We start from the raw sequence: 19,880 nt of genomic DNA, 5'->3' as shown, positions 1-19,880 counted from the left end.
CCGGCGCGGGCGGCGGCACCGGCTGGTCCAGGCCCAGCTCGCTGCGGTGGGCGCCCAGCGGCTGCCACTGGGACAGCCCCTCGCGCCACACCAGGGTGGCATCGCCGACCCGGCCCTGGCGGTACAGGCGCGCCACTTCGGCGGCCGCGACCGGGCCCTGCTGCTGGCGGTTGTGATCGGCGTAATACCACTGGGTCATGCGTTGGATCCTTCGTGTACCGCGTCAGCCGCGGCATTCATGGGGCAGGTAACGGTCTTCGATGGCCGAGGAGCACAGCCAGGTGTCCACCGCCGCGTTGTATTCCAGCCAGACCGGTTGCTGGTCGAGGTCGTCGTTGCCTGGCACGCGCAGGGTTGCGGCCAGGCCGCACAGCTCGCTTTCCTCGAACTCGCCGAAGCGGATCGCGGCGAGGTTGCCGCCGGCGTATTCCTCGGCGCTGGCGAAGCCTTCGTCGTCGTTGGTCGGGCAGCGGCCGTGCTCCTCGACGAAGGCCACCACCGCCGGCTGGTGCACGCGTGCCTCGGCGATGGCCGCCACCACCCGGGTCCTGGCCACGTAGTCCTGGTAGGCCGGCAGGGCGACCGCCGCCATGATGCCCAGGACCGCGACCAGCACCAGCAGGGCCACGCCCAGGACCACGGCCACGATGCAGCCGGTGCGCCGCGGCGGCGGCGCCCGCATGGCGGTGCGCGCCTGGCCGGGGAGCGGGGGCGGCGGCGGGGCGGCCAGGCCCAGTTCGACGGCCACGGCCGACAGCGGGCACCACTGCGCCAGGCCTTCGCGCCAGACCAGGGTTTGCGGCCCGATCGCGCCGCGGCGTGCCAGCGCGGCCAGTTCGGCGGCCGGCAGCGGCCCGTGCTGCTGGCCGTCCGGGGTGGCGTAGTACCAATGGCTCATCCCAGCAGCTCCCCAAGCACGGACAAGAACACGAACGCGGCCAGCGCGATCAGCACCGACAGCGCCGACCACAGCGCCCACAGGCGCGCCTTGCGCGAGGCCTCCAGGGCCCCGGCCAGGTCGCCCTCGGCGCGGCGGCGGTCCACCTTGCAGGCATGGACGATGGACACCACGCCCAGCGGCCAGCAGCACAGCAGGGTGGTGAGGATCGCCCAGGCCAGGTAGGTCGGCACCGGCTGCACGACCGGCGCCGGGCGCGCGCTGTCCCAGGCCTGCGGCGGCGCGTAGGGGCCGGCAGCGGCGGCCGGCGGCAGTGGCGGCCGGCTTGCGCCGAAGCCGGGCAGGCCCAGCTCGGACGCCACCTGTGCCAGCGGCTGCCACTGCGCCATGCCCTCGCGCCACACCAGCGTGGCCGGCCCGATCTCGCCCGTGGCGGCCAGCTCGCGCAGGCGCGCGGCCGGCACCGGGCCATGCCCCTGCCCGCCGGCAGTGGCGTAATACCAGTCCATTCGTGTCCCCGGAAAATCCGTTTCGTCACGTTACCTTAACCTCCAGATGCGCGGAAGCCGGCGCGTGGCCGGCTTCCGGGAGGCAGGGCAGTGGCGCGGCCGGTCAGTGCACCGGCTCGGGGTCCTCGCCGAACATCTGGGTTTCCATCCAGGCGTAGGCGGCCTCGGCGCCGGGCTGGGTGAACAGCACCATCAGCACCACCCACTTGAGGTCGTCCAGGTCCAGCTCGTCCTGGTCCAGGGCCATGGCGCGGTCGACCACCAGCTCGCGCTGGGCGGCATCCAGCACCCCCTGCTGCTCCAGGAAGGTCAGGAAGCCGCGGCATTCCACGTCCAGCTTGTCCAGCTCCGGGCCATGGAACACCCGCACCGGCCCGTTGCAGCGCGGCTCGGCGCTGGGGCGCTGCTGGGCCAGGCCGTCGAGCCAGTCGAAGGCCTTGGCGATCTCGGCGGGGGTGAATCCGGCCTCGATCAGGCCGGCCTGCAGCGGATCCCGGTCGCGCAGGGTGTCCGCATCGTCGGCGATGTAGTGTTCGAAGAGGTAGAGCAGGACGTCCAGGATGCTTTCTTTCATTGCCCTCGGCCTGCGTCCGGGAAGGACGCGGTGGGTGGGGAACCACGGGCCTGGCGCCAGGCCGTCCGGCCGCCGTCAGGCTCCGGGGCCGTCGCCGCTGGACCTGCGCGCATAGCGGCCATGTTCGACCACGATCCGCCCGTCCAGTTCCATGGCCAGCAGCATGGACGACAGGGTGGCGGGCGTCAATCCGGTCCGTTCAGCGAGGATGTCCATAGGGATTGGGTCATGGCCCAGTGCCTGCCACAACTTGTCGTGGTCCCCCCGGGGCTGGGCAGGCGTCGTGGCGGGTCCGGGACGGGCCGCGGGCGGGGGTGCCAGCTGCCGGGCGAGGTGCCCGGCCAGCGCGGCGATGCCGGCCAGCACGTCCTCCGGCGTTTCCGCCAGCTGGGCGCCGTCGCGGATCAGGCGGTGGCAGCCGCGGGCCTGCGGGTGGTGGATCGAACCGGGCAGGGCGAACACCTCGCGCCCGTAGGTCGCGGCCAGGCGCGCGGTGATCAGGGCGCCGGAGCGCAGCGCGGCCTCCACCACCACCGTGCCCAGGGCGAGCCCGGCGATGATCCGGTTGCGCCCGGGGAAGTGCGCGGCCCGCGGCGGGGTGCCGGGCGGATGCTCGCTGGCCACCGCGCCGTGGGCCGCGATCCGTTCCAGCAGCCCGGCGTGGCGGCGCGGATAGGCCACGTCCGGGCCGGTGCCAAGCACGGCCACGGTGCCGCCGCCGCACTCCAGCGCCGCCTCGTGCGCGGCGCCGTCGATGCCGGCGGCCATGCCGCTGGCCACCACCAGGCCGGCGCGGCAGAAGGCGTGGGCGAACGCGCGGGCGTTGTCGCGGCCGCCGGCGCTGGCGGCGCGGCTGCCGACCAGCGCCAGGGCCGGCCGCCACAACAGGTCCGGGTCGCCGGCCACGAACAGCGCCAGCGGCGCGTCCGCGCATTCCCGCAGCAGGGCCGGGTAACGGGGGTCGTTCCAGGGCAGGAAGTGGTGCCCGGGCTGTTCCAGCCAGGCCAGGCAGCGCTCCAGCAGGGGCGCGGGCACCGCGTCCAGGCGCGCGGCCAGCTCCTGATCGGGCCGCGCCGCCGGCCCGGCCTGCAACAGCGCCCGGCGCGGCGCGCGCGGGCCGCCGGCCAGGGCCAGGCGCAGGGCGGGCAGGGGATCGGCGGCAGTTGCGGGCGGGTGGGCGATGGCGGCGGACATGCCCGCCATCGTCGCCCGGAAGCGGCGACGGCGCCCTAGGGCGCCGTCGCATCGGTGCGTAGGACTAGTCCGGCTTACTCGGTATCCGGATGCCGCGCGCTGTAGCCCACGCGCACCGGCTTCACCCCGTCCATCACCAGGGCGTAGCTGACCTTGTCGAAGGTGCGGAACACCATCGCGTGGGCCGCGTACTCCTCCGGCAGGGCCACGCCGGCGCCGCTGAAGCGGTCGTCCATGCGCGAGGTCTGGCCGCCGGTGACGCGGTCGTTGACCTTGGTGCTCGTGCGCCACAGCGAGACCACGGTGCCGTTGTCGAAGCCGTCGCGGGCGCCGGCCGACAGCGCGATCACGTCGCGCGGGCCGCCGGAGGCGATCGCGTCGGCCACCGCCAGCACGCGCACGTCGGTCGGCAGTTCGCGCGGCGGGTGCGGGAAGAACTGCAGGTCGTACGGCTGCGGCTCGACCGGGATCAGGCGGTCGCCGGCGCGGACTTCCTTGCCGTTGCTGTCCTCCAGGGTCAGCGTGGCCACCTCGACCGAGCCGGCCGGCACGCGGGTGATGGTGCCGACGTTGACCTGGGTCAGCTCGTAGCCGAGGAACTCGTTGCGGTCGGTCGGCGGCACGTATTCCTTCCACAGCGCGCCGTCGCCCGGGGTCGGGCGGCCGCTGGGCAGCAGGTCGCGGGTGTTGCGCGGCATGGCGTAGCGCACGGTCGGGCGGACCACGGCGTAGCGCTGACCCACGGCGGCGCCGGCGAGGTTCTTCACGTAGACGGCCTGGCCGGCGCTGCCGCGCAGGCGGTTGTCCTCGAACGCGACCACGTACGGCAGGTGTTCGAAGGCGTCGGTCACGCGCAGGTTCTTCAGGAACGGCTCGATCTCCGACAGCGGCACGGCGCCGATCGGGGCCTCCTCGCGCGGGCCCGGCTCGACCGCGACCACGCGGTCCAGGTAGGCCAGGCTCAGCACGTCGCCCGGATAGATCAGGTGGGGGTTGGCCACCTGCGGGTTGGCCTGCCAGATCTCCGGCCACAGCCAGGGCTTCTTCAGGAAGCGGCCGGCGATGTCCCAGAGGGTGTCGCCCTTCTGGACGACGTAGGTATCCGGATGGGAGCCGGCGGATTCGACCGCCAGCGCATAGGTAGCGACAGTCAGCATCGCGACGGCGAAGGCCGTCCGAAGGCGCGTGAGCATTGTTGAAATCCGCCTGATTCCCCAACAGGTCCGCGGACTATAGTCCAGAAACCCGGTCCCAGCGCAAGCATCCGCGCTAGAATTGGGGACGCTGGCCGGGTCCGTCCCGGCCGATCCTGTTTGCCACCCCCCGGAGCGCCCGCCATGGCCCTGCTGCCCATCCTCGAATTCCCCGATCCGCGCCTGCGCACCAAGGCCGCCCAGGTCGATCCGGCGCAGGTAACCAGCCCGGAGTTCCAGGGCCTGGTCGACGACATGTTCGAGACCATGTACGCGGCGCCGGGCATCGGCCTGGCCGCCACCCAGGTGGACCGCCACCTGCGCTTCATGGTCATCGACGTCAGCGAGGACAAGTCCGCGCCGATGGTGTTCATCAACCCGGAGATCGTCTCCTCCCAGGGCAAGCGCGCCTACCAGGAGGGCTGCCTCTCGATCCCGGGCATCTATGCCGACGTGACCCGCGCCGACACCATCGTCGTGCGCTACCTGGACCGCGAGGGCAAGCAGCAGGAACTGCCCGCCGAGGGCCTGCTGGCCACCTGCATCCAGCACGAGATCGACCACCTGGACGGCAAGCTGTTCGTGGACTACCTCTCGCCGCTCAAGCGCGAGATGGTGCGCAAGAAGCTGGCCAAGGCGCGCAGGCACGCCGCCTGAGCCCGGTGGCGCCCCCGCCGCGGCGGCGCCCCGCAGCCCCCCGGGCCGCCGGCGGCGCGCCGGCCGGCCCCCGTACCGCCCGCGGGCGGACGGGCCATCTGGAGACGATGACCCGATGAGGATCGTATTTGCAGGCACCCCGGAGTTCGCGGTGCCTTCCCTGCGCGTCGCCGCGCAACGCGGCGAGGTGGTGGCCGTCTATACCCAGCCGGACCGGCCCGCCGGCCGCGGCCGCGGGTTGCAGGCCTCGCCGGTGAAGCTGGAGGCGGTGGCCCGTGGCATCCCGGTCTACCAGCCGGAAAGCCTGCGCGACCCCGCCGCCCAGGAACAGCTGCGCGCGCTGCGGCCGGACCTGATGGTGGTGGTGGCCTACGGCCTGATCCTGCCCAAGGCCGTGCTCGCCATCCCGACCCACGGCTGCTGGAACGTGCATGCCTCGCTGCTGCCGCGCTGGCGAGGCGCCGCGCCGATCCAGCGCGCGATCCAGGCCGGCGACGCCGAGACCGGCGTGTGCCTGATGCAGATGGAAACCGGCCTGGACACCGGCCCGGTGCTGCTGGAACAGCGCACCGCCATCGGCGAGGCCGAGACCGGCGGCCAGCTGCACGACCGCCTGGCCGAGCTGGGCGCGCAGGTACTGGGCGACGGCCTGGGCCTGCTGCGCGCCGGGATCCGGCCGGTGCCGCGGCCGCAGCCCGCCGAGGGCGTGACCTACGCGCACAAGCTGGACAAGGCCGAGGCGCGGCTGGACTGGAGCCGCCCGGCGGCCGAGCTGGCGCGCACCGTGCGCGCGTTCAACCCGTGGCCGGTGGCCGAGGCCCAGGTGGCCGGCGAACGCCTGCGCATCCACGGCGCGGTGGCGCTGGACCAGGCCCATGGCGCCGCGCCCGGCACCCTGCTCGGCGCCAGCCGCGAGGGCATCGACATCGCCTGCGGCGAGGGCGTGCTGCGCCTGCGCACGGTGCAGCGCGACGGCGGCCGCGCGATCACCGCGGCCGACTGGCTCAACGCGCGCCGCGACCTGGTGGCTGGCTGACGGATGCCTGCGCCGCGTCCGCCCGCACGACGCCCTGCGCACCCGCGCCCGGAGCGGCCGCTGGCCCCCGGCGTGGAAGTGCGCGTGCACGCCGCGCGCGTGCTCGACGCGGTGGTGCACCGCGGCCGCTCGCTGAAGTCCGAGCTGGCGCCGGTGCTGCCGCGCCTGGCCGATCCGCGCGACCGCGCCCTGCTGGAGGCGGTGGTGTTCGCCGCGCTGCGCGGACGCCACCGCTACGAGGCCGCGCTGCGCGGCTGGCTGGCCAGGCCGCCGGGCGCCGGCGACGGTTCCCTGGTGGCCCTGCTGCTGGCCGGCTGCGCCCAGCTCGACGCGCTGCAGCTGCCGGCGCACGCGGCCCTGGATGCCACGGTCGAGGCCGCGCGCGCGCTGGGCCGTCCGCACCAGGCGGGCCTGGTCAACGCGCTGCTGCGCCGTGCCCAGCGCGAGGGTTTCCCGGCCGCCGATCCGGCCGCGGCCTGGCCGCAATGGCTGCGGAAGAAGGTCGAGGCCGCCTGGCCGCAGCACGCGGCCGCGGTGTTCGCGGCCAGCGCGCATGCCGCGCCGCTGTGGCTGCGGGTCAACCGCAGGCTGGCCGGTCGCGAGGCCTACCGCGCGCGGCTGCAGGAGGCGGGCATCGCCGCCAGCATCGATCCGCGCCTGGCCGACGGCCTGCGCCGGGAGGAGCCGGTGCCGGTGGCGGCCCTGCCCGGTTTCGAGGAAGGCCTGGTCGCGGTCCAGGATGGCTCGGCGCAGCAGGCGGCCGACGCCCTGGCCCCGGAGCCGGGCGCGCGCGTGCTCGATGCCTGCGCCGCCCCCGGCGGCAAGGCCGCGCACCTGCTCGAGCGCGACCCCACGCTGGAACTGCTGGCGCTGGACGTGGACCCGCGCCGGCTGGCGCGGGTGGAAGACACCCTGCGCCGCGGCGGCCTGCTCGGCGAGCGCGTGCAGCTGCGCCCGGTCGACGCCACCACCCCGGCACTGTGGTGGGACGGTTTCACCTTCGACGCGATCCTGCTGGATGCGCCGTGCTCGGCCACCGGCGTGGTCCGGCGCCAGCCGGACATCCTGCTGCACCGCCGTCCCGAGGACATCGAGTCCCTGGTCGCCGCGCAGGCGCGCCTGCTCGACGCGGTCTGGCCGCTGCTGCGCCCGGGCGGCATCCTGCTGTACGCCACCTGCTCGATCCTGCCGGAGGAGAACGCCGGCCAGGTCGAGGCGTTCCTGGCCCGTACCCCGGACGCGGCCGCAGTGCCGTTGCCGGAGGCGTTCGGCCATGCCGCCGGTCCCGGCCGCCAGCGCCTGACCGGGGAGGACGGCATGGACGGCTTCTTCTACGCGCGCCTGCGCAAATCCGAGTGACCTGATCCCCGCCAACCCGAGCCACGGCCATGCCGATACAGGACCTGCGCAAGCGCGACCTCTGGTTGTTCTGGACCCTGGCCCTGCTGGTACTCGGCGCGGGCCTGGGCCTGCGCGACCCGTGGCCGGCCGACGAACCGCGTTTCGCCCTGGTGGCCAAGCAGATGGTGGAGAGCGGCAACTGGCTGTTCCCGCACCGCGGCACCGAGCTGTACTCGGACAAGCCGCCGATGCTGATGTGGCTGCAGGCCGCGTTCTACACCGTGACCGGCAACTGGCGGGTGGCGTTCCTGCTGCCCTCGTTGCTGGCCGCGCTGGGCACGCTGTGGTGCGTGCAGGACCTGGCCGGCCGGCTGTGGACCCGGCGCGTGGGCCTGTACGCGGCGTGGGCGCTGCTGTTCGCGTTCCAGTTCACCTGGCAGGCGAAGAAGGCGCAGATCGACCCGCTGGTCACCTTCTTCATCACCCTGGCCAACTACGGCCTGCTGCGCCACCTGCTGCTGGGCCCGGCCTGGCGCTGGTGGGCCCTGGGCTGGGCCGCGGCCGGCCTGGGCACGATCACCAAGGGCGTGGGCGCGCTGGCGTTGCTGATGGTGCTGCCGGCGGCGATCGCCGCGGTGCGCGGCTGGCCGCGGGTGCGGGTACACGCGCGCGACCGCCGTTTCTGGCTGGGCCCGCTGGCGTTCCTCGGCGCGGTGTCGGTGTGGCTGGTGCCGGTGCTCGCGGTGGCGCTGTCGCAGGACCTGCCCGAGTATCGCGCCTACCTGGACGACATCCTGCTGCGGCAGACCGCCAAGCGCTATTCGCAGTCCTGGGACCACCACCAGCCGGCCTGGTACCACCTGGGGGTGATGGCCAGCATGTGGATCCCGGCGGTGCTGGCGCTGCCGTGGGCGATCCCGGCCTGGCGCCGGCGCCTGCGCCGGCGCGACCCGCGCTACCTGCTGCCGCTGGCCTGGTGGCTGCTGGTGCTGGTGTTCTTCTCCATCCCCGATGGCAAGCGCGACGTGTACATCATGCCGGCGCTGCCGATGATGTGCCTGGCGCTGGCGCCGTTGCTGCCGGGGATCCTGCGCCGGCGCCTGCCGCGCGCGCTGCTGCTGGCGCTGGCGCTGCTGGTGGCGCTGCTGTTCCTGGCCGGCGGTGCCTCGGTGCTGTCCGGCGTCGGTTCGCTGCCGGAGCGGCTGCGCGAGCAGCGCGGCCTGGATCCGCAGGGCATCGTCGCCGGCGGCTGGATGCTGCTGGCGATCGGCGCCTGGGGCCTGGGTTGCGTGCTGGCTTTCCGCCGCCGCGCGGTGGCGGCGCTGTCCGCCACCCTGGCGGGGCTGTGGGTGGTGTTCGGGCTGGTCGGCTACGGCCTGCTCAACGACGCCAGTTCCGCGCGCGGGGTGATGGCCGCGGCCGGCCGCCGCATCGGCCCGGAGGCGGAGCTGGGCCTGGTCGCGTGGAAGGAGCAGAACCTGCTGATGGCCGACCGCCCGGCGGCGACCTTCGGCTTCAAGCGTCCCTGGGACGAGCAGCTGCAGCTGGCGGTGGCCTGGCAGGCGCAGGCCCCGGACCGCTGGCTGCTGGTGCTGGAGGACGCGCTGGAGCACTGCCTGGACCCGCAGCGGATCGAGCTGGCCGGCATTTCCAACCGCCGCCGCTGGTACCTGGTGCCGCCGGACGCGGTCGTCGCCCCCTGCGAGGCCACCCCGGAGGAGCGCGCGCGCGCGGCCGCCGGGCAGGCGCGGGACCTGGAGGAGTGAGCGCCGGCGCCGGCGCCGGCTCAGCCTTCGTTCCGCGTGGCGCGGCGACCATGTGCGGCTCGCCGCGCACGCAAGCCGAGGAAAGAGTGGGGAGTGACGACGACCGCATGGAAGGACACCGGCTGCACTGGGCACGGCGCTGTGCGGCCTGCGCGCTGTGGTGCCTGCCGGCGCTGGCCCTGACCCTGCCCAAGGGACTGCTCCCGTTCGGCCTGCTGCTGCTCGTCTCCACCCTGCTGGTGCCCGGCGTGGTCGCCGGCGCGCGCCGCATCGGCTGGCCGCTGGCGGCAGTGGCCGCGACGGCCCTGCTGGCGATGGGCGTGGCCCTGCTTTCCAGCCACTGGGCCGGCGGCGGGGGCATCGAGAGCCGCGACCGCCTGCTGGTCCTGCCGTGGACGATGGCCTGGGCCTGGGCCCTGCGTCCGCCGGCCAGCTGGCTGTGGCGCGGGGCGATGGCCGGCCTGGCCTGCGCGGTGGTGCTGGCCTTCGTCCAGGTCGCCACCGGGCTGGGGCGCGCCTCCGGCTGGGTCAACGCGATCGTGTTTGCCGACGTGGTCCTGCTGCTGATGGTGCTGGCGGTGTTCTGCCGGCCGCCGCGCAGCTGGCACTGGGCGGTATTCGGAGTGGTCTGCGGCACCGTGGCGATCCTGTTCAGCGGCACCCGCGGGACCTGGCCGGGGCTGCTGCTGCTGCTGGCCGCGGTGGTGCTGGGCAGCGGCTGGCAGAGCTGGCGCTACCGGGTGCTGCTGCTGGCCACCGGCCTGGCCGGCGTGGTGGCGCTGGTGGGGGTGGTGCCCGGGATGAGCCACCAGATGCGGCTGGTCGAGCTGCAGCAGGACATCGAGCGGATCGATGCCGGCGACCACGATTCCTCCGCCGGCGCGCGCCTGGAACGGCTGCAGGTGGCGGTCGACGCCTTCCTCGAGCGGCCCTGGACCGGGGTGGGCTTTGCCCAGTTCGACCGCGCCATGCGCGAGCAGCTGCCGGCCTGCCGCGAGCCGCACCCGGCCGAGCGCTGCGACCTGGGCCACGCCCACAACGACCTGGCCGAGTGGGCCGCGACCATGGGCATCCCCGGCGTGGTCTCGCTGCTGCTGCTGTACGGCGTGCCGCTGGCGCTGTTCCTGCACCTGGCCGGGCACACCGGCGTGCCGCGCATGCGCGGGATCGCCGCCGGCGGCGCCATGCTGGTGGTGGTGTTCGCCCTGTGCGGGCTTACCCAGTCGATGTTCGCGCACCAGACCACCACCAGCGCCTATGCCGCGCTGACCGGCATCCTGCTGGGCCTGGCCCTGCACGAGGCCGCCGCCGCCGGACGCCTGCGCGGACGCGGCGTGCGCGGGGACTGAACCGCGGCGCGGTCCGGCGCCCGGCGCCTGCCGGCCGCTGCCGTCTCCATGGTCCGTGGCAGGCCGCGGCCACAGCCGCAGTCCCGGGTGTGCACCGGTTGGCACGGGCCCCGCCTTCCGTTCTCCCGGGCGTGCTGCGCTTGTCCGGACTGCTCCGCGACGGCCCACCGGCCGTGCTGGTGTCGTGTTCCGCGCCCTCCATTCCCGGGCGTGCTGCGCCTGCGCGGACAACGGTCGCGGCCCAGCGGCGCGGGGGCACTGGCCGATGGCGCCGTCGCGTCCGGTGTCCGCCGTTGCAGGGCAGGGGATGCCAGGCCGTGCCTGCCTGCCGGCCGGCCGCGGGCCACGCGCGGCATGAAAAAGCGCCGGCCCACGGGGGCCGGCGCCGGGTGCTGCAGCCGGTCCGCGCGGGACCGGCCTTGCCTGCCGCGGAGGGTCAGGCGGTGATGTCCACGTCCTTGGTCTCGCGCAGGAACAGGGTGCCGATCACCAGGGTCATGACCGCGATGATGATCGGGTACCACAGGCCGTAGTACAGGTTGCCCGAAGCCGCCACCAGGGCGAAGGAGATCGCCGGCAGGAAGCCGCCGAACCAGCCGTTGCCGATGTGGTACGGCAGCGACATGGAGGTGTAGCGGATGCGGGTCGGGAACAGCTCCACCAGGTAGGCGGCGATCGGGCCGTAGACCATGGTCACGTAGATCACCAGGATCCACAGCAGCAGGATCGTCATCGGCATGTTGATCCGGGCGGTGTCGGCCTTGTCCGGATAGCCGGCGTCGACCAGGGCAGCCTTCAGCGCGCCGCCGAACTCGCCCTGCTTGGCCTTCAGCTCGTCGCCGGCCAGGCCGGTGGCGTCGTACGAGGTGACCGGACGGTCGCCGATGTGGACCTCCGCCACCGAGCCCGGGGCCGCCGGCTGGATGGTGTACGGCACGCCGGCGCGGGCCAGCGCGGCGGTCGCCACGTCGCAGGAGCTGGTGAACTTGCGGACACCGGCCGGGTCGAACTGGAAGCTGCAGGTTTCCGGATCGGCCACCACCACCGCCGGCGAGGTGCGCGCGGCTTCCTCCACCGCCGGGTTGGCGAAGTGGGTCAGGCCCTTGAAGATCGGGAAGTAGGTCACCGCGGCCAGCAGGCAGCCGGCCATGATGATCTTCTTGCGGCCGATCTTGTCCGACAGCCAGCCGAAGAACAGGAAGAACGGGGTGGCCAGGGCCAGCGCCGCGGCGATCAGCAGGTAGGCGACGGTGGAGTCGACCTTGAGCATGCTCTGCAGGTAGAACAGCGCGTAGAACTGGCCGCAGTACCAGACCACGGCCTGGCCGGCGGTGGCGCCGAACAGGACCAGCAGCATCAGCTTCAGGTTGCCGGTCTTGATCGAGTCACGGAAGGGCATCTTCGAGCCCTTGCCCTGCGCCTTCATCTCCTGGAACAGCGGCGACTCGCTCAGCTGCAGGCGGATCCACACCGAGATGCCCAGCAGCACGATCGAGGCCAGGAACGGGATGCGCCAGCCCCAGTCCTCGAACGCCTCGGTGCCCAGCGACAGGCGGCAGCCCAGGATCACCAGCAGCGACAGGAACAGGCCCAGGGTCGCGGTAGTCTGGATGAAGCTGGTGTACAGGCCGCGGCGGTTGGCGGGCGCGTGCTCGGCCACGTAGGTGGCCGCGCCGCCGTACTCGCCGCCCATGGCCAGGCCCTGGGCCAGGCGCAGGATGATCAGGATGACCGGGGCGGCCATGCCGATCGAGGCGTAGTTGGGCAGCACGCCGACCAGGAAGGTCGAGATGCCCATGATCAGGATGGTGACCAGGAACGTGTACTTGCGGCCGATGCGATCGCCGAGGCTGCCGAAGAAGGCCGCGCCGAACGGACGCACGAAGAAGCCGGCGGCGAAGGCCAGCAGCGCGAAGATCATGCCCGTGGTCGGGTTGACGCCGCTGAAGAACTGCTTGGCGATGATCGCCGCCAGCGAGCCGTAGAGGTAGAAGTCATACCACTCGAAGACGGTACCCAGGCTCGACGCGAAGATGACCTTCTTGTGGCCCGAGGTGAGCTCGCCCTTGGGCGAGGCGGATGCTGCCGTGGTGCTCATAGGGATCCCCTTCCTCAGAAGCTGTACTTGATGGAGGTATGCAGACGCTTGAGGTCGCCCTCGCGGTCATCCTCGAGGGAACGCTGGCCGTAGCTGATTTCCGCGCCAACGTCCAGCTTCGGGAACGGCGAGTAGATCAGGTTTGCGTGGAACGACTGGGTGCGCTCGGTCGCGCCGTAGCCGGTGAGGCTGGTGTCGTTGTCGAAGTGCGAGGCCGCGTACATCAGGTTGGTGCGGACCTTCGGGCTGAACACGTGGCGCCAGGCCACGAAGCCGCCGTAGCCGTCCTGCGCGTGCAGCGCGCCGTTGGCGTCGACCACCACGTCGCTGCCGATGCCGAACGCCAGGTAGCGGCCGATGCCGCTGCCGCCGTTGACCGCCCAGCGGATGTCGTCGCTGGCGCCGAGGTTGAACTTGCCCGACACGCTCAGCGCGGCGCCGGTCTCGGTCTCGTCCAGCCACTTGAACTGGCGCACCAGGCCGGCGACGGTGAAGTGGCCCCAGTCGCCCTTGGTCAGCCAGCGCGCGGTCAGGTCGGGCAGGACGTTGTCGCCGCTGTTGAAGCGCGCCGCGGCGCTGAGGTACGGGTTGACCGTGGTCTGCGGGTTCTCCAGCGAGACCGACCACGGGCCCTTGGTGTAGCGCACCTGGGCCTGGCGCACGAACACGGTGCCGTCGGTCGGGCCGACGAAGTCCACCGCGTCGGGCAGGGCGGCCACGTCCATGAAGTTGGACCAGGTCTGGCCGGCCAGCCAGTTGTTCCAGCTGACGTAGGCGTGGCGCAGGGTGACGGCGTAGGTGTTGGTCGCCGTCTCGTTGCCGGCCAGGGCGTTGCTGCCGCCGCCGAAGAAGTCGGCCTCGACGTAGCCCTTGAACTTGTCGCCGTTGGCGGTGACGTGGTCCACGCCCAGGCCGAAGCGCGAGAACTGGGCATGGAAGTCGGTGTACGGGTCGCCGCCGTCGGCGCCGGCGCCGCCCACCGGGATGGTGCTGGGCACGTAGAACAGCCGGCCCGACGAGCCGTCGGCGATGCGGCCGTCGCTGGTCTCGGTGACCATCGCGTCCATCTTGATGAAGCCGGTGTACGAGAACGTGGTGCCCGGGTTGGCGTTGGGCGTGATCGTGGTGGCCTGCACCGGCTGCTTGCCGGCCGGGACCGCCGGTGCCGCCGGTTGCGCCGCCTGCTGCTGCTGGGTGGTCAGCAGCGCCTGCACCTGGCGCTCCAGTTCGGCCACCCTCGCCTCAAGTTCCTTCTCGCGGTCGCTCTGCGCCATGGCGGCGCCGGGCACGGCAAGCGCGAGCAGCATTGCGGCTGCCAGCGGCCTGCGCACCAGTCTTGCGGGATGCATGCTCATTGCCCCTCCTCTCCCTCTGCGAATGAGTGCTCGAAATGGCGACCGACCGCCCCTCTGCGGCCGGTTGCGCGGCCAGACTTCGCACGCTGCCGGGCAAGCGCCTATTCGCCATTAGTCGAAAACGCCGGGCGGCCGGACATCCGGGCCCGCCGTTGCGGGATCCGCGCGCGCAAGGCCGCCATGCTGCAGTGCATCTATCGACCAAGGTAGTAGCCATACTGCTGCATCGCGTCACGGCCCTTGCGTCAAACTTGGGCCGTTGCCGCACGCCCCCGCGCGGCGTCCAGTCACTGGCATCTGGAGGAGGGAAGCCATGTCCGACCTGTACCCCGTCAAGCCCGAGTTCGCCGCCAAGGCGAGGATCGGCAAGGATGACTACCAGCGCCTCTACCGCGAATCGGTGGAGGATCCCGAGGGCTTCTGGGCGAAGGCGGCCGAGCGCCTGGACTGGTTCCGCAAGCCGACCGTCATCAAGGACGTCAGCTACAAGCTCGAGGACTTCCGCATCCGCTGGTTCGCCGACGGCGAGCTCAACGCCTCGGTCAACTGCCTGGACCGCCAGCTCGAGAAGCGCGGCGACAAGGTCGCCATCCTGTTCGAGCCGGACGACCCGTCCGCGCCGGTGCAGAAGGTCACCTACCGCCAGCTGTACGAGCGGGTGTGCAAGCTGGGCAACGCCCTGCGCAACCTCGGCGTCGGCAAGGGCGACCGCGTCACCATCTACCTGCCGATGATCCCCGACGCGGTGGTGGCGATGCTGGCCTGCGCGCGCATCGGCGCGATCCACTCGGTGGTGTTCGGCGGCTTCGCGCCCAACTCCATCGCCGACCGCGTCGCCGACTGCGGCAGCAAGCTGATCATCACCGCCGACGAGGGCCTGCGCGGGGCCAAGAAGATCCCGCTGAAGGCCAACGTCGACGCCGCGCTGAAGCTGCCGGGCACCAATACCGTCGAGACCGTGCTGGTGGTGCGCCATACCGGCGGCGCGGTCGACATGCAGGCCCCGCGCGACCGCTGGTTCCACGACGTGGTCGACGGCCAGCCGGCGCAGTGCGAGCCGGAGCGCATGAACGCCGAGGATCCGCTGTTCATCCTCTACACCTCCGGTTCGACCGGAAAGCCGAAGGGCGTGCTGCACACCACCGGCGGCTACCTGCTGTACGCGTCCTACACCCACGAGGCGATCTTCGACCTGCGCGAGGACGACATCTACTGGTGCACCGCCGACGTCGGCTGGGTCACCGGCCACAGCTACATCGTCTACGGCCCGCTGGCCAACGGCGCCACCTCGCTGGTGTTCGAGGGCGTGCCCAACTACCCGAGCGTGTCGCGCTTCTGGGAAGTGATCGACAAGCACCAGGTCACCATCTTCTACACCGCCCCGACCGCGATCCGCGCGCTGATGCGCGAGGGCGAGGCGCCGGTGAAGAAGACCAGCCGCTCCAGCCTGCGCCTGCTTGGCAGCGTCGGCGAGCCGATCAACCCGGAGGCCTGGCGCTGGTACTACGACGTGGTCGGCGACGGCCGCTGCCCGATCGTGGACACCTGGTGGCAGACCGAGACCGGCGGCATCCTGATCTCGCCGCTGCCCGGCGCGGTCGACCTCAAGCCGGGCTCGGCCACGGTCCCGTTCTTCGGCGTGCGCCCGGCCCTGGTCGATACCGACGGCCGCGTGCTCGAGGGCGCGGCCGAGGGCAACCTGGTGCTGCTGGATTCCTGGCCGGGGCAGATGCGCACGGTCTACGGCGACCACCAGCGCTTCATCGACACCTACTTCCGCACCTACCCGGGCACCTACTTCACCGGCGACGGCTGCCGCCGCGACGAGGACGGCTACTACTGGATCACCGGCCGCGTCGACGACGTGATCAACGTCTCCGGCCACCGCATCGGCACCGCCGAGGTGGAGAGCGCACTGGTGGCGCACCCGAAGGTGGCCGAGGCCGCGGTGGTCGGCTTCCCGCACGAGATCAAGGGCCAGGGCATCTACGCCTACGTCACCCTCAAGGCCGGCGAGCAGCCCAGCGACGAGCTGCAGAAGGAGCTGGTGGCCTGGGTGCGCAAGGAGATCGGCCCGATCGCCACCCCCGACCACCTGCAGTGGGCCGCCGGCCTGCCCAAGACCCGCTCGGGCAAGATCATGCGCCGCATCCTGCGCAAGATCGCCGAGAACGCCCCGGACCAGCTGGGCGACACCTCGACCCTGGCCGATCCGTCGGTGGTCGAGTCGCTGGTCTCCGAGCGCAAGGTGAAATGAGGTCGTGATTCGTGATTAGTTATTGGTGATTCGGAAGAGCGAGGCGCCCGCTTCGGTCACCATCGGGGCGGCGGTCCGGCCGCCCCCGCTTTTGCGAACCGCGAATCACGCATCCCCAATCACGGCCCCTATGACCATCCTGATCGCCGACGACCATCCGCTGTTCCGCGAGGCCCTGCGCGGGGCGGTGCAGCGGATCCTGCCGGGCACCGAGCTGCACGAGGCCGACAGCGTGGACGCGCTGTACGCGCTGGTGGAGGCGCATCCGGACGCGGACCTGCTGCTGATGGACCTGAACATGCCCGGCGCGCACGGCTTCAGCGCCCTGGTGCACCTGCGCGCCCAGCACCCGCAGCTGCCGGTGGTGGTGGTCTCGGCGCGGGAGGAGCCGGGGGTGATGCGCCGGGCGCTGGACCACGGCGCGCTGGGCTTCATTCCCAAGTCGGCCGACTCGGAGACCATCGGCACCGCCATCAGCACGGTGCTGGACGGGGAGCGCTGGGCGCCGGCGGCTGCGGCCGCCGCCCCGGCGCTGAGCCGCGACGAGCAGGAAGTGGCCCAGCGCCTGCGCGAGCTGACCCCGCAGCAGTTCCGGGTCCTGCAGATGCTGGGCGAGGGCCGCCTGAACAAGCAGATCGCCTACGACCTGGGCGTGTCCGAGGCGACCATCAAGGCGCACGTCACCGCGGTGCTGCGCAAGCTGGGGGTGGGCAACCGCACCCAGGCCGTGCTGATGGCCGGACGCCTGGCGGTGGATCCGGACGGGCTGGTGGTGCCGCCGGAAGAACAGGACTGATGTCACAAAACCACGGCTAACCAACCCTTCGCAAGGCAAACACGCGGCTGAACGGGAATACTGCAACCCCGTGCCCAGCCCCTTGGTGCGGCGCACAATGATGCGACGCTTTCCTCCGGCCCCTCACCGGGCTCCGGAATGCGACCGAGGGAGACACCCGTGTTGCAAGTCATCGAATCCATCGGCCCCGCCGTCCAGCGGCGCCCCGCGCCGCTGCCGTCCCCGCGGCCGCTGGCCGCCGAGGCCTGGCTGCCGCCGGCCACGCCGCTGCCGATGCCGCGCCAGTCCCTGCGCGAAGGCGAGCTGGCCAGGGTCCGGCCGGCCACCTCGCCGGCCCGCGTCGGCTGGCGACGCGCCGCGGTGGTCGGCTCCACCGCCGTGCTCACCGCCGCCGCCAGCCTGGGCATGACCCAGGTGCTGCGCATTGGCGGCTTGAGCCTGCTGGACCTGATCCTGCTGGGCCTGTTCGTGGCCCTGTTCGCCTGGATCGCGCTGTCGGCGGTGACCGCCTTCGCCGGCTTCTGCGTGCTGCTGTCCCGCCGGCGCAATCCGCTGGGGCTGTCGGCCGACGGCCCGCTGCCGCGCCTGCGCACCCGCACCGCGCTGCTGATGCCGACCTACCACGAGGACCCGGCGCGGGTCCTGGCCGGCCTGCAAGCGGTGTACGAGTCGGTGGCCGCCACCGGGCAGCTGGACGCATTCGATTTCTTCGTGCTCAGCGACAGCCGCCGCCCGGAAGTGGTGGCGGCCGAGGTCGAGCAGTTCCGCGCCCTGCGCGAGCGCCTGGGCGCCGAGGGCCGGCTGTTCTACCGCTGCCGCTCGGACAACCGCGGGCGCAAGGCCGGCAACATCGGCGACTGGGTGCAGCGCTTCGGCGGCGCCTACCCGCAGTTCCTGATCCTGGATGCCGACAGCGTGATGAGCGGCCAGACCCTGGTGCGCCTGGCCGGGGCGATGGAGGCGCATCCGGGCGTGGGCCTGCTGCAGACCCTGCCGCGGGTGGTCAATGGCAACACCCTGTTCGCGCGCATGCAGCAGTTCGGCGGGCGCGTGTACGGCCCGGGGATTTGCCATGGCGTGGCCTGGTGGCACGGTGCCGAGAGCAACTACTGGGGCCACAACGCGATGGTCCGCACCGAGGCCTTCGCCGCGCACTGCGGCCTGCCGGAGCTGCCGGGGCGGGAGCCGTTCGGCGGCCACGTGCTGAGCCACGACTTCGTCGAGGCGGCGCTGATGCGGCGCGCCGGCTGGGCCGTGCACCTGGTGCCGGAGCTGGGCGGCAGCTACGAGGAGGGCCCGCCCTCGCTGAGCGACATGATGGTGCGCGACCGCCGCTGGTGCCAGGGCAACCTGCAGCACATGAAGGTGGTCGGCAGCGCCGGCCTGCACTGGGTCAGCCGCAGCCACATGCTGGTCGGCATCGGCCATTACTTCACCGCGCCGATGTGGGCCATGCTGATGCTGGTCGGCCTGGCGATCCCGCTGTACCACGCCGACCTGGCCTGGGACGGCTTCCAGCTGGCCGGGTTCTCGCCGATCGAGTACTGGACCCGGCACGACGCCGAGCGCGTGGCCTGGCTGTTCGCCGCGACCATGCTGGTGCTGTTCCTGCCCAAGATCCTGGGTTTCCTGGCCATGCTCGCCGACCCGGCCGAGCGCCGTGGCTGCGGCGGCGCGGCGCGCGCCTTCGCCGGCGTGCTGATCGAGAGCGTGCTGGCCGCGCTGATGGCGCCGATCGTGATGTTCCGGCAGTCGCGCGGCGTGGCCGAGGTGCTGGCCGGCCGCGATTCCGGCTGGGAAGCGCAGCAGCGCGACGACGGCAGCGTGCCGCTGTCGGCGCTGGTGCGCAGCTACGGCGGCATCACCCTGTTCGGCGCGTTCATGGGCCTGCTGTCCTGGGCGGTGTCGCCCGGGCTGGCGCTGTGGATGCTGCCGGTGGTGGCCGGCATGGTGCTGTCGATCCCGACCGTGTGGCTGACCTCCTCGCGCCAGGCCGGCCAGTGGCTGCGCCGGCACCGCCTGCTGTGCATCCCCGAGGAACTGCAGCCGCCGCCGGTGCTGCGCCGCGCCGCCGAACTGCGCGCCCGCGCCTGAGCCGCGACGGTGCCCGCGGCGGCGCCTGCCGCCAGCGGGCATACTGTGGGGCTTCGTTTTCCGGGGAATCCCATGCTGCTGCAGACCGTCGAACAGGAAACCGGCGCCAACCCGCAATGGACCGTGCTCTGGCTGCACGGACTGGGCGCCGACGGCCACGACTTCGCCCCCATCGTCCCGGAGCTGGTGCGTCCGCACTGGCCGGCGCTGCGTTTCGTGTTCCCGCACGCGCCGGTGCGCCCGGTGACCATCAACGGCGGGGTACCGATGCGCGCCTGGTACGACATCGTCGGCATGGACTTCGCCACCCGCGCCGACGCGGCCGGGGTGGAGGAATCGATCGAACAGGTCGAGGCCCTGATTGCCCGCGAGGCCGAGGGCGGCATCCCCGCCTCGCGCCTGCTGCTGGCCGGGTTCTCCCAGGGCGGCGCCATCACCCTGGCCACCGGCCTGCGCCGGCGCGAGCCGCTGGCCGGCCTGGTCGCCCTGTCCACCTACCTGCCCGGCGGCACCGCGGCGGCAGCCGCGCGCGAGCCCAACGCGGTGGCCCAGCCGGTGTTCTTCGCCCATGGCAGCGCCGACCCGGTGGTCGCCTTCCAGCACGGGCAGGCCAGCGCGCGCGCGCTGGAGCAGGCGGGTTTCGAGGTGGAATGGCACCACTACCCGATGGCCCACCAGGTCTGCGCGCAGGAGATCGCCGACCTCGGCGACTGGCTGGAACGCCGCTTCCGCTGAGGCGCGGAACGGGGGGGGGGGCGGCGAG

The 19,880-nt window shown here is 72.6% G+C and carries 17 protein-coding genes; 9 read left to right on the top strand and 8 right to left on the bottom strand.

Features of this window, described 5'->3' with window-relative positions; translation table 11 throughout:
• The 6 genes from B351_RS0110470 to B351_RS0110445 form a co-directional block, all read right to left on the bottom strand.
• Positions 1-199, bottom strand: a 199-nt coding sequence (locus tag B351_RS0110470; protein ID WP_026010604.1) for a DUF4339 domain-containing protein, incomplete at its 3' end; no start/stop codon positions are given.
• Positions 200-223: 24 nt separating this feature from the next.
• Positions 224-898: a GYF domain-containing protein gene (locus B351_RS0110465; protein ID WP_019398991.1), complete on the bottom strand. Its 675-nt coding sequence runs from the start codon at positions 896-898 to the stop codon at positions 224-226.
• A complete protein-coding gene (locus tag B351_RS18250) occupies positions 895-1,407 on the bottom strand; it encodes a CD225/dispanin family protein (RefSeq protein ID WP_019398990.1) in 513 nt (170 codons plus the stop codon). Before B351_RS18250 ends, B351_RS0110465 begins: the two co-directional genes overlap by 4 nt.
• A 103-nt stretch (positions 1,408-1,510) precedes the next feature.
• A complete protein-coding gene (locus B351_RS0110455; protein ID WP_019398989.1) occupies positions 1,511-1,981 on the bottom strand; it encodes a DUF494 family protein in 471 nt (156 codons plus the stop codon).
• A 75-nt stretch (positions 1,982-2,056) separates the two neighbouring features.
• On the bottom strand, positions 2,057-3,175 hold the full coding sequence (dprA, locus tag B351_RS0110450) for a DNA-processing protein DprA (RefSeq protein WP_019398988.1): 1,119 nt from the start codon (positions 3,173-3,175) through the stop codon (positions 2,057-2,059).
• A 74-nt stretch (positions 3,176-3,249) separates the two neighbouring features.
• Positions 3,250-4,368: a LysM peptidoglycan-binding domain-containing protein gene (locus B351_RS0110445; protein ID WP_026010603.1), complete on the bottom strand. Its 1,119-nt coding sequence runs from the start codon at positions 4,366-4,368 to the stop codon at positions 3,250-3,252.
• Positions 4,369-4,512: 144 nt separating this feature from the next.
• Here B351_RS0110445 and def point away from each other — a divergent pair, with 144 nt between their 5' ends.
• The 5 genes from def (at position 4,513) to B351_RS0110420 (ending at position 10,517) form a co-directional block, all read left to right on the top strand.
• Positions 4,513-5,025: a peptide deformylase gene (def, locus tag B351_RS0110440; RefSeq protein WP_019398986.1), complete on the top strand. Its 513-nt coding sequence runs from the start codon at positions 4,513-4,515 to the stop codon at positions 5,023-5,025.
• 115 nt (positions 5,026-5,140) lie between these two features.
• On the top strand, positions 5,141-6,061 hold the full coding sequence (gene fmt, locus B351_RS0110435) for a methionyl-tRNA formyltransferase (protein WP_019398985.1): 921 nt from the start codon (positions 5,141-5,143) through the stop codon (positions 6,059-6,061).
• 3 nt (positions 6,062-6,064) lie between these two features.
• The gene (gene rsmB / locus B351_RS0110430) at positions 6,065-7,420 is read left to right on the top strand and encodes a 16S rRNA (cytosine(967)-C(5))-methyltransferase RsmB (protein WP_050992191.1); all 1,356 of its coding nucleotides are present in this window, start codon (positions 6,065-6,067) and stop codon (positions 7,418-7,420) included.
• A 29-nt stretch (positions 7,421-7,449) separates the two neighbouring features.
• Positions 7,450-9,168, top strand: coding sequence for a glycosyltransferase family 39 protein (locus tag B351_RS0110425; RefSeq protein WP_019398983.1), 1,719 nt, complete (start codon positions 7,450-7,452; stop codon positions 9,166-9,168).
• A gap of 107 nt (positions 9,169-9,275) precedes the next feature.
• Positions 9,276-10,517 (top strand): O-antigen ligase, encoded by a 1,242-nt coding sequence (locus B351_RS0110420; protein ID WP_019398982.1) that lies wholly within the window; start codon positions 9,276-9,278, stop codon positions 10,515-10,517.
• Between the two features lie 436 nt (positions 10,518-10,953).
• On the opposite strand, the gene B351_RS0110415 is transcribed toward B351_RS0110420, so the two are convergent.
• Both B351_RS0110415 and B351_RS0110410 read right to left on the bottom strand, forming a co-directional pair.
• Positions 10,954-12,615, bottom strand: a complete 1,662-nt coding sequence (locus B351_RS0110415) for an MFS transporter (RefSeq protein WP_019398981.1) — start codon at positions 12,613-12,615, stop codon at positions 10,954-10,956.
• Between the two features lie 14 nt (positions 12,616-12,629).
• On the bottom strand, positions 12,630-13,970 hold the full coding sequence (locus B351_RS0110410) for a DcaP family trimeric outer membrane transporter (protein WP_026010601.1): 1,341 nt from the start codon (positions 13,968-13,970) through the stop codon (positions 12,630-12,632).
• A gap of 313 nt (positions 13,971-14,283) precedes the next feature.
• Between B351_RS0110410 and acs the strand changes: the two genes are divergently transcribed.
• The 4 genes from acs (at position 14,284) to B351_RS0110390 (ending at position 19,852) form a co-directional block, all read left to right on the top strand.
• A complete protein-coding gene (gene acs / locus B351_RS0110405; protein WP_019398979.1) occupies positions 14,284-16,227 on the top strand; it encodes an acetate--CoA ligase in 1,944 nt (647 codons plus the stop codon).
• 130 nt (positions 16,228-16,357) lie between these two features.
• Positions 16,358-17,023, top strand: a complete 666-nt coding sequence (locus B351_RS0110400) for a response regulator transcription factor (RefSeq protein ID WP_019398978.1) — start codon at positions 16,358-16,360, stop codon at positions 17,021-17,023.
• A 159-nt stretch (positions 17,024-17,182) separates the two neighbouring features.
• On the top strand, positions 17,183-19,117 hold the full coding sequence (mdoH, locus tag B351_RS0110395; protein ID WP_232207923.1) for a glucans biosynthesis glucosyltransferase MdoH: 1,935 nt from the start codon (positions 17,183-17,185) through the stop codon (positions 19,115-19,117).
• Between the two features lie 72 nt (positions 19,118-19,189).
• A complete protein-coding gene (locus B351_RS0110390; RefSeq protein ID WP_019398976.1) occupies positions 19,190-19,852 on the top strand; it encodes an alpha/beta hydrolase in 663 nt (220 codons plus the stop codon).
• Positions 19,853-19,880: the final 28 nt, after the last annotated feature.

The organism is Pseudoxanthomonas sp. GW2, assembly GCF_000283075.1.
In the GTDB taxonomy this organism is placed as follows: Bacteria; Pseudomonadota; Gammaproteobacteria; order Xanthomonadales; family Xanthomonadaceae; genus Pseudoxanthomonas.
Note: the sequence above shows the minus strand (reverse complement) of the source record. Positions and strands in the feature narration are given on the sequence as shown.

Bases quoted from the DNA above. Each gene is read 5' to 3' on its own strand.
- fmt (WP_019398985.1), top strand. From the start codon at position 5,141: ATGAGGATCGTATTTGCAGGCACCCCGGAGTTCGCGGTGCCTTCCCTG.
- rsmB (WP_050992191.1), top strand. From the start codon at position 6,065: ATGCCTGCGCCGCGTCCGCCCGCACGACGCCCTGCGCACCCGCGCCCG.
- B351_RS0110415 (WP_019398981.1), bottom strand. From the start codon at position 12,615: ATGAGCACCACGGCAGCATCCGCCTCGCCCAAGGGCGAGCTCACCTCG.
- B351_RS0110445 (WP_026010603.1), bottom strand. From the start codon at position 4,368: ATGCTCACGCGCCTTCGGACGGCCTTCGCCGTCGCGATGCTGACTGTC.
- B351_RS0110410 (WP_026010601.1), bottom strand. From the start codon at position 13,970: ATGAGCATGCATCCCGCAAGACTGGTGCGCAGGCCGCTGGCAGCCGCA.
- B351_RS18250 (WP_019398990.1), bottom strand. From the start codon at position 1,407: ATGGACTGGTATTACGCCACTGCCGGCGGGCAGGGGCATGGCCCGGTG.
- B351_RS0110390 (WP_019398976.1), top strand. From the start codon at position 19,190: ATGCTGCTGCAGACCGTCGAACAGGAAACCGGCGCCAACCCGCAATGG.
- B351_RS0110455 (WP_019398989.1), bottom strand. From the start codon at position 1,981: ATGAAAGAAAGCATCCTGGACGTCCTGCTCTACCTCTTCGAACACTAC.
- B351_RS0110465 (WP_019398991.1), bottom strand. From the start codon at position 898: ATGAGCCATTGGTACTACGCCACCCCGGACGGCCAGCAGCACGGGCCG.
- def (WP_019398986.1), top strand. From the start codon at position 4,513: ATGGCCCTGCTGCCCATCCTCGAATTCCCCGATCCGCGCCTGCGCACC.
- acs (WP_019398979.1), top strand. From the start codon at position 14,284: ATGTCCGACCTGTACCCCGTCAAGCCCGAGTTCGCCGCCAAGGCGAGG.
- B351_RS0110425 (WP_019398983.1), top strand. From the start codon at position 7,450: ATGCCGATACAGGACCTGCGCAAGCGCGACCTCTGGTTGTTCTGGACC.
- dprA (WP_019398988.1), bottom strand. From the start codon at position 3,175: ATGTCCGCCGCCATCGCCCACCCGCCCGCAACTGCCGCCGATCCCCTG.
- B351_RS0110400 (WP_019398978.1), top strand. From the start codon at position 16,358: ATGACCATCCTGATCGCCGACGACCATCCGCTGTTCCGCGAGGCCCTG.
- B351_RS0110420 (WP_019398982.1), top strand. From the start codon at position 9,276: ATGGAAGGACACCGGCTGCACTGGGCACGGCGCTGTGCGGCCTGCGCG.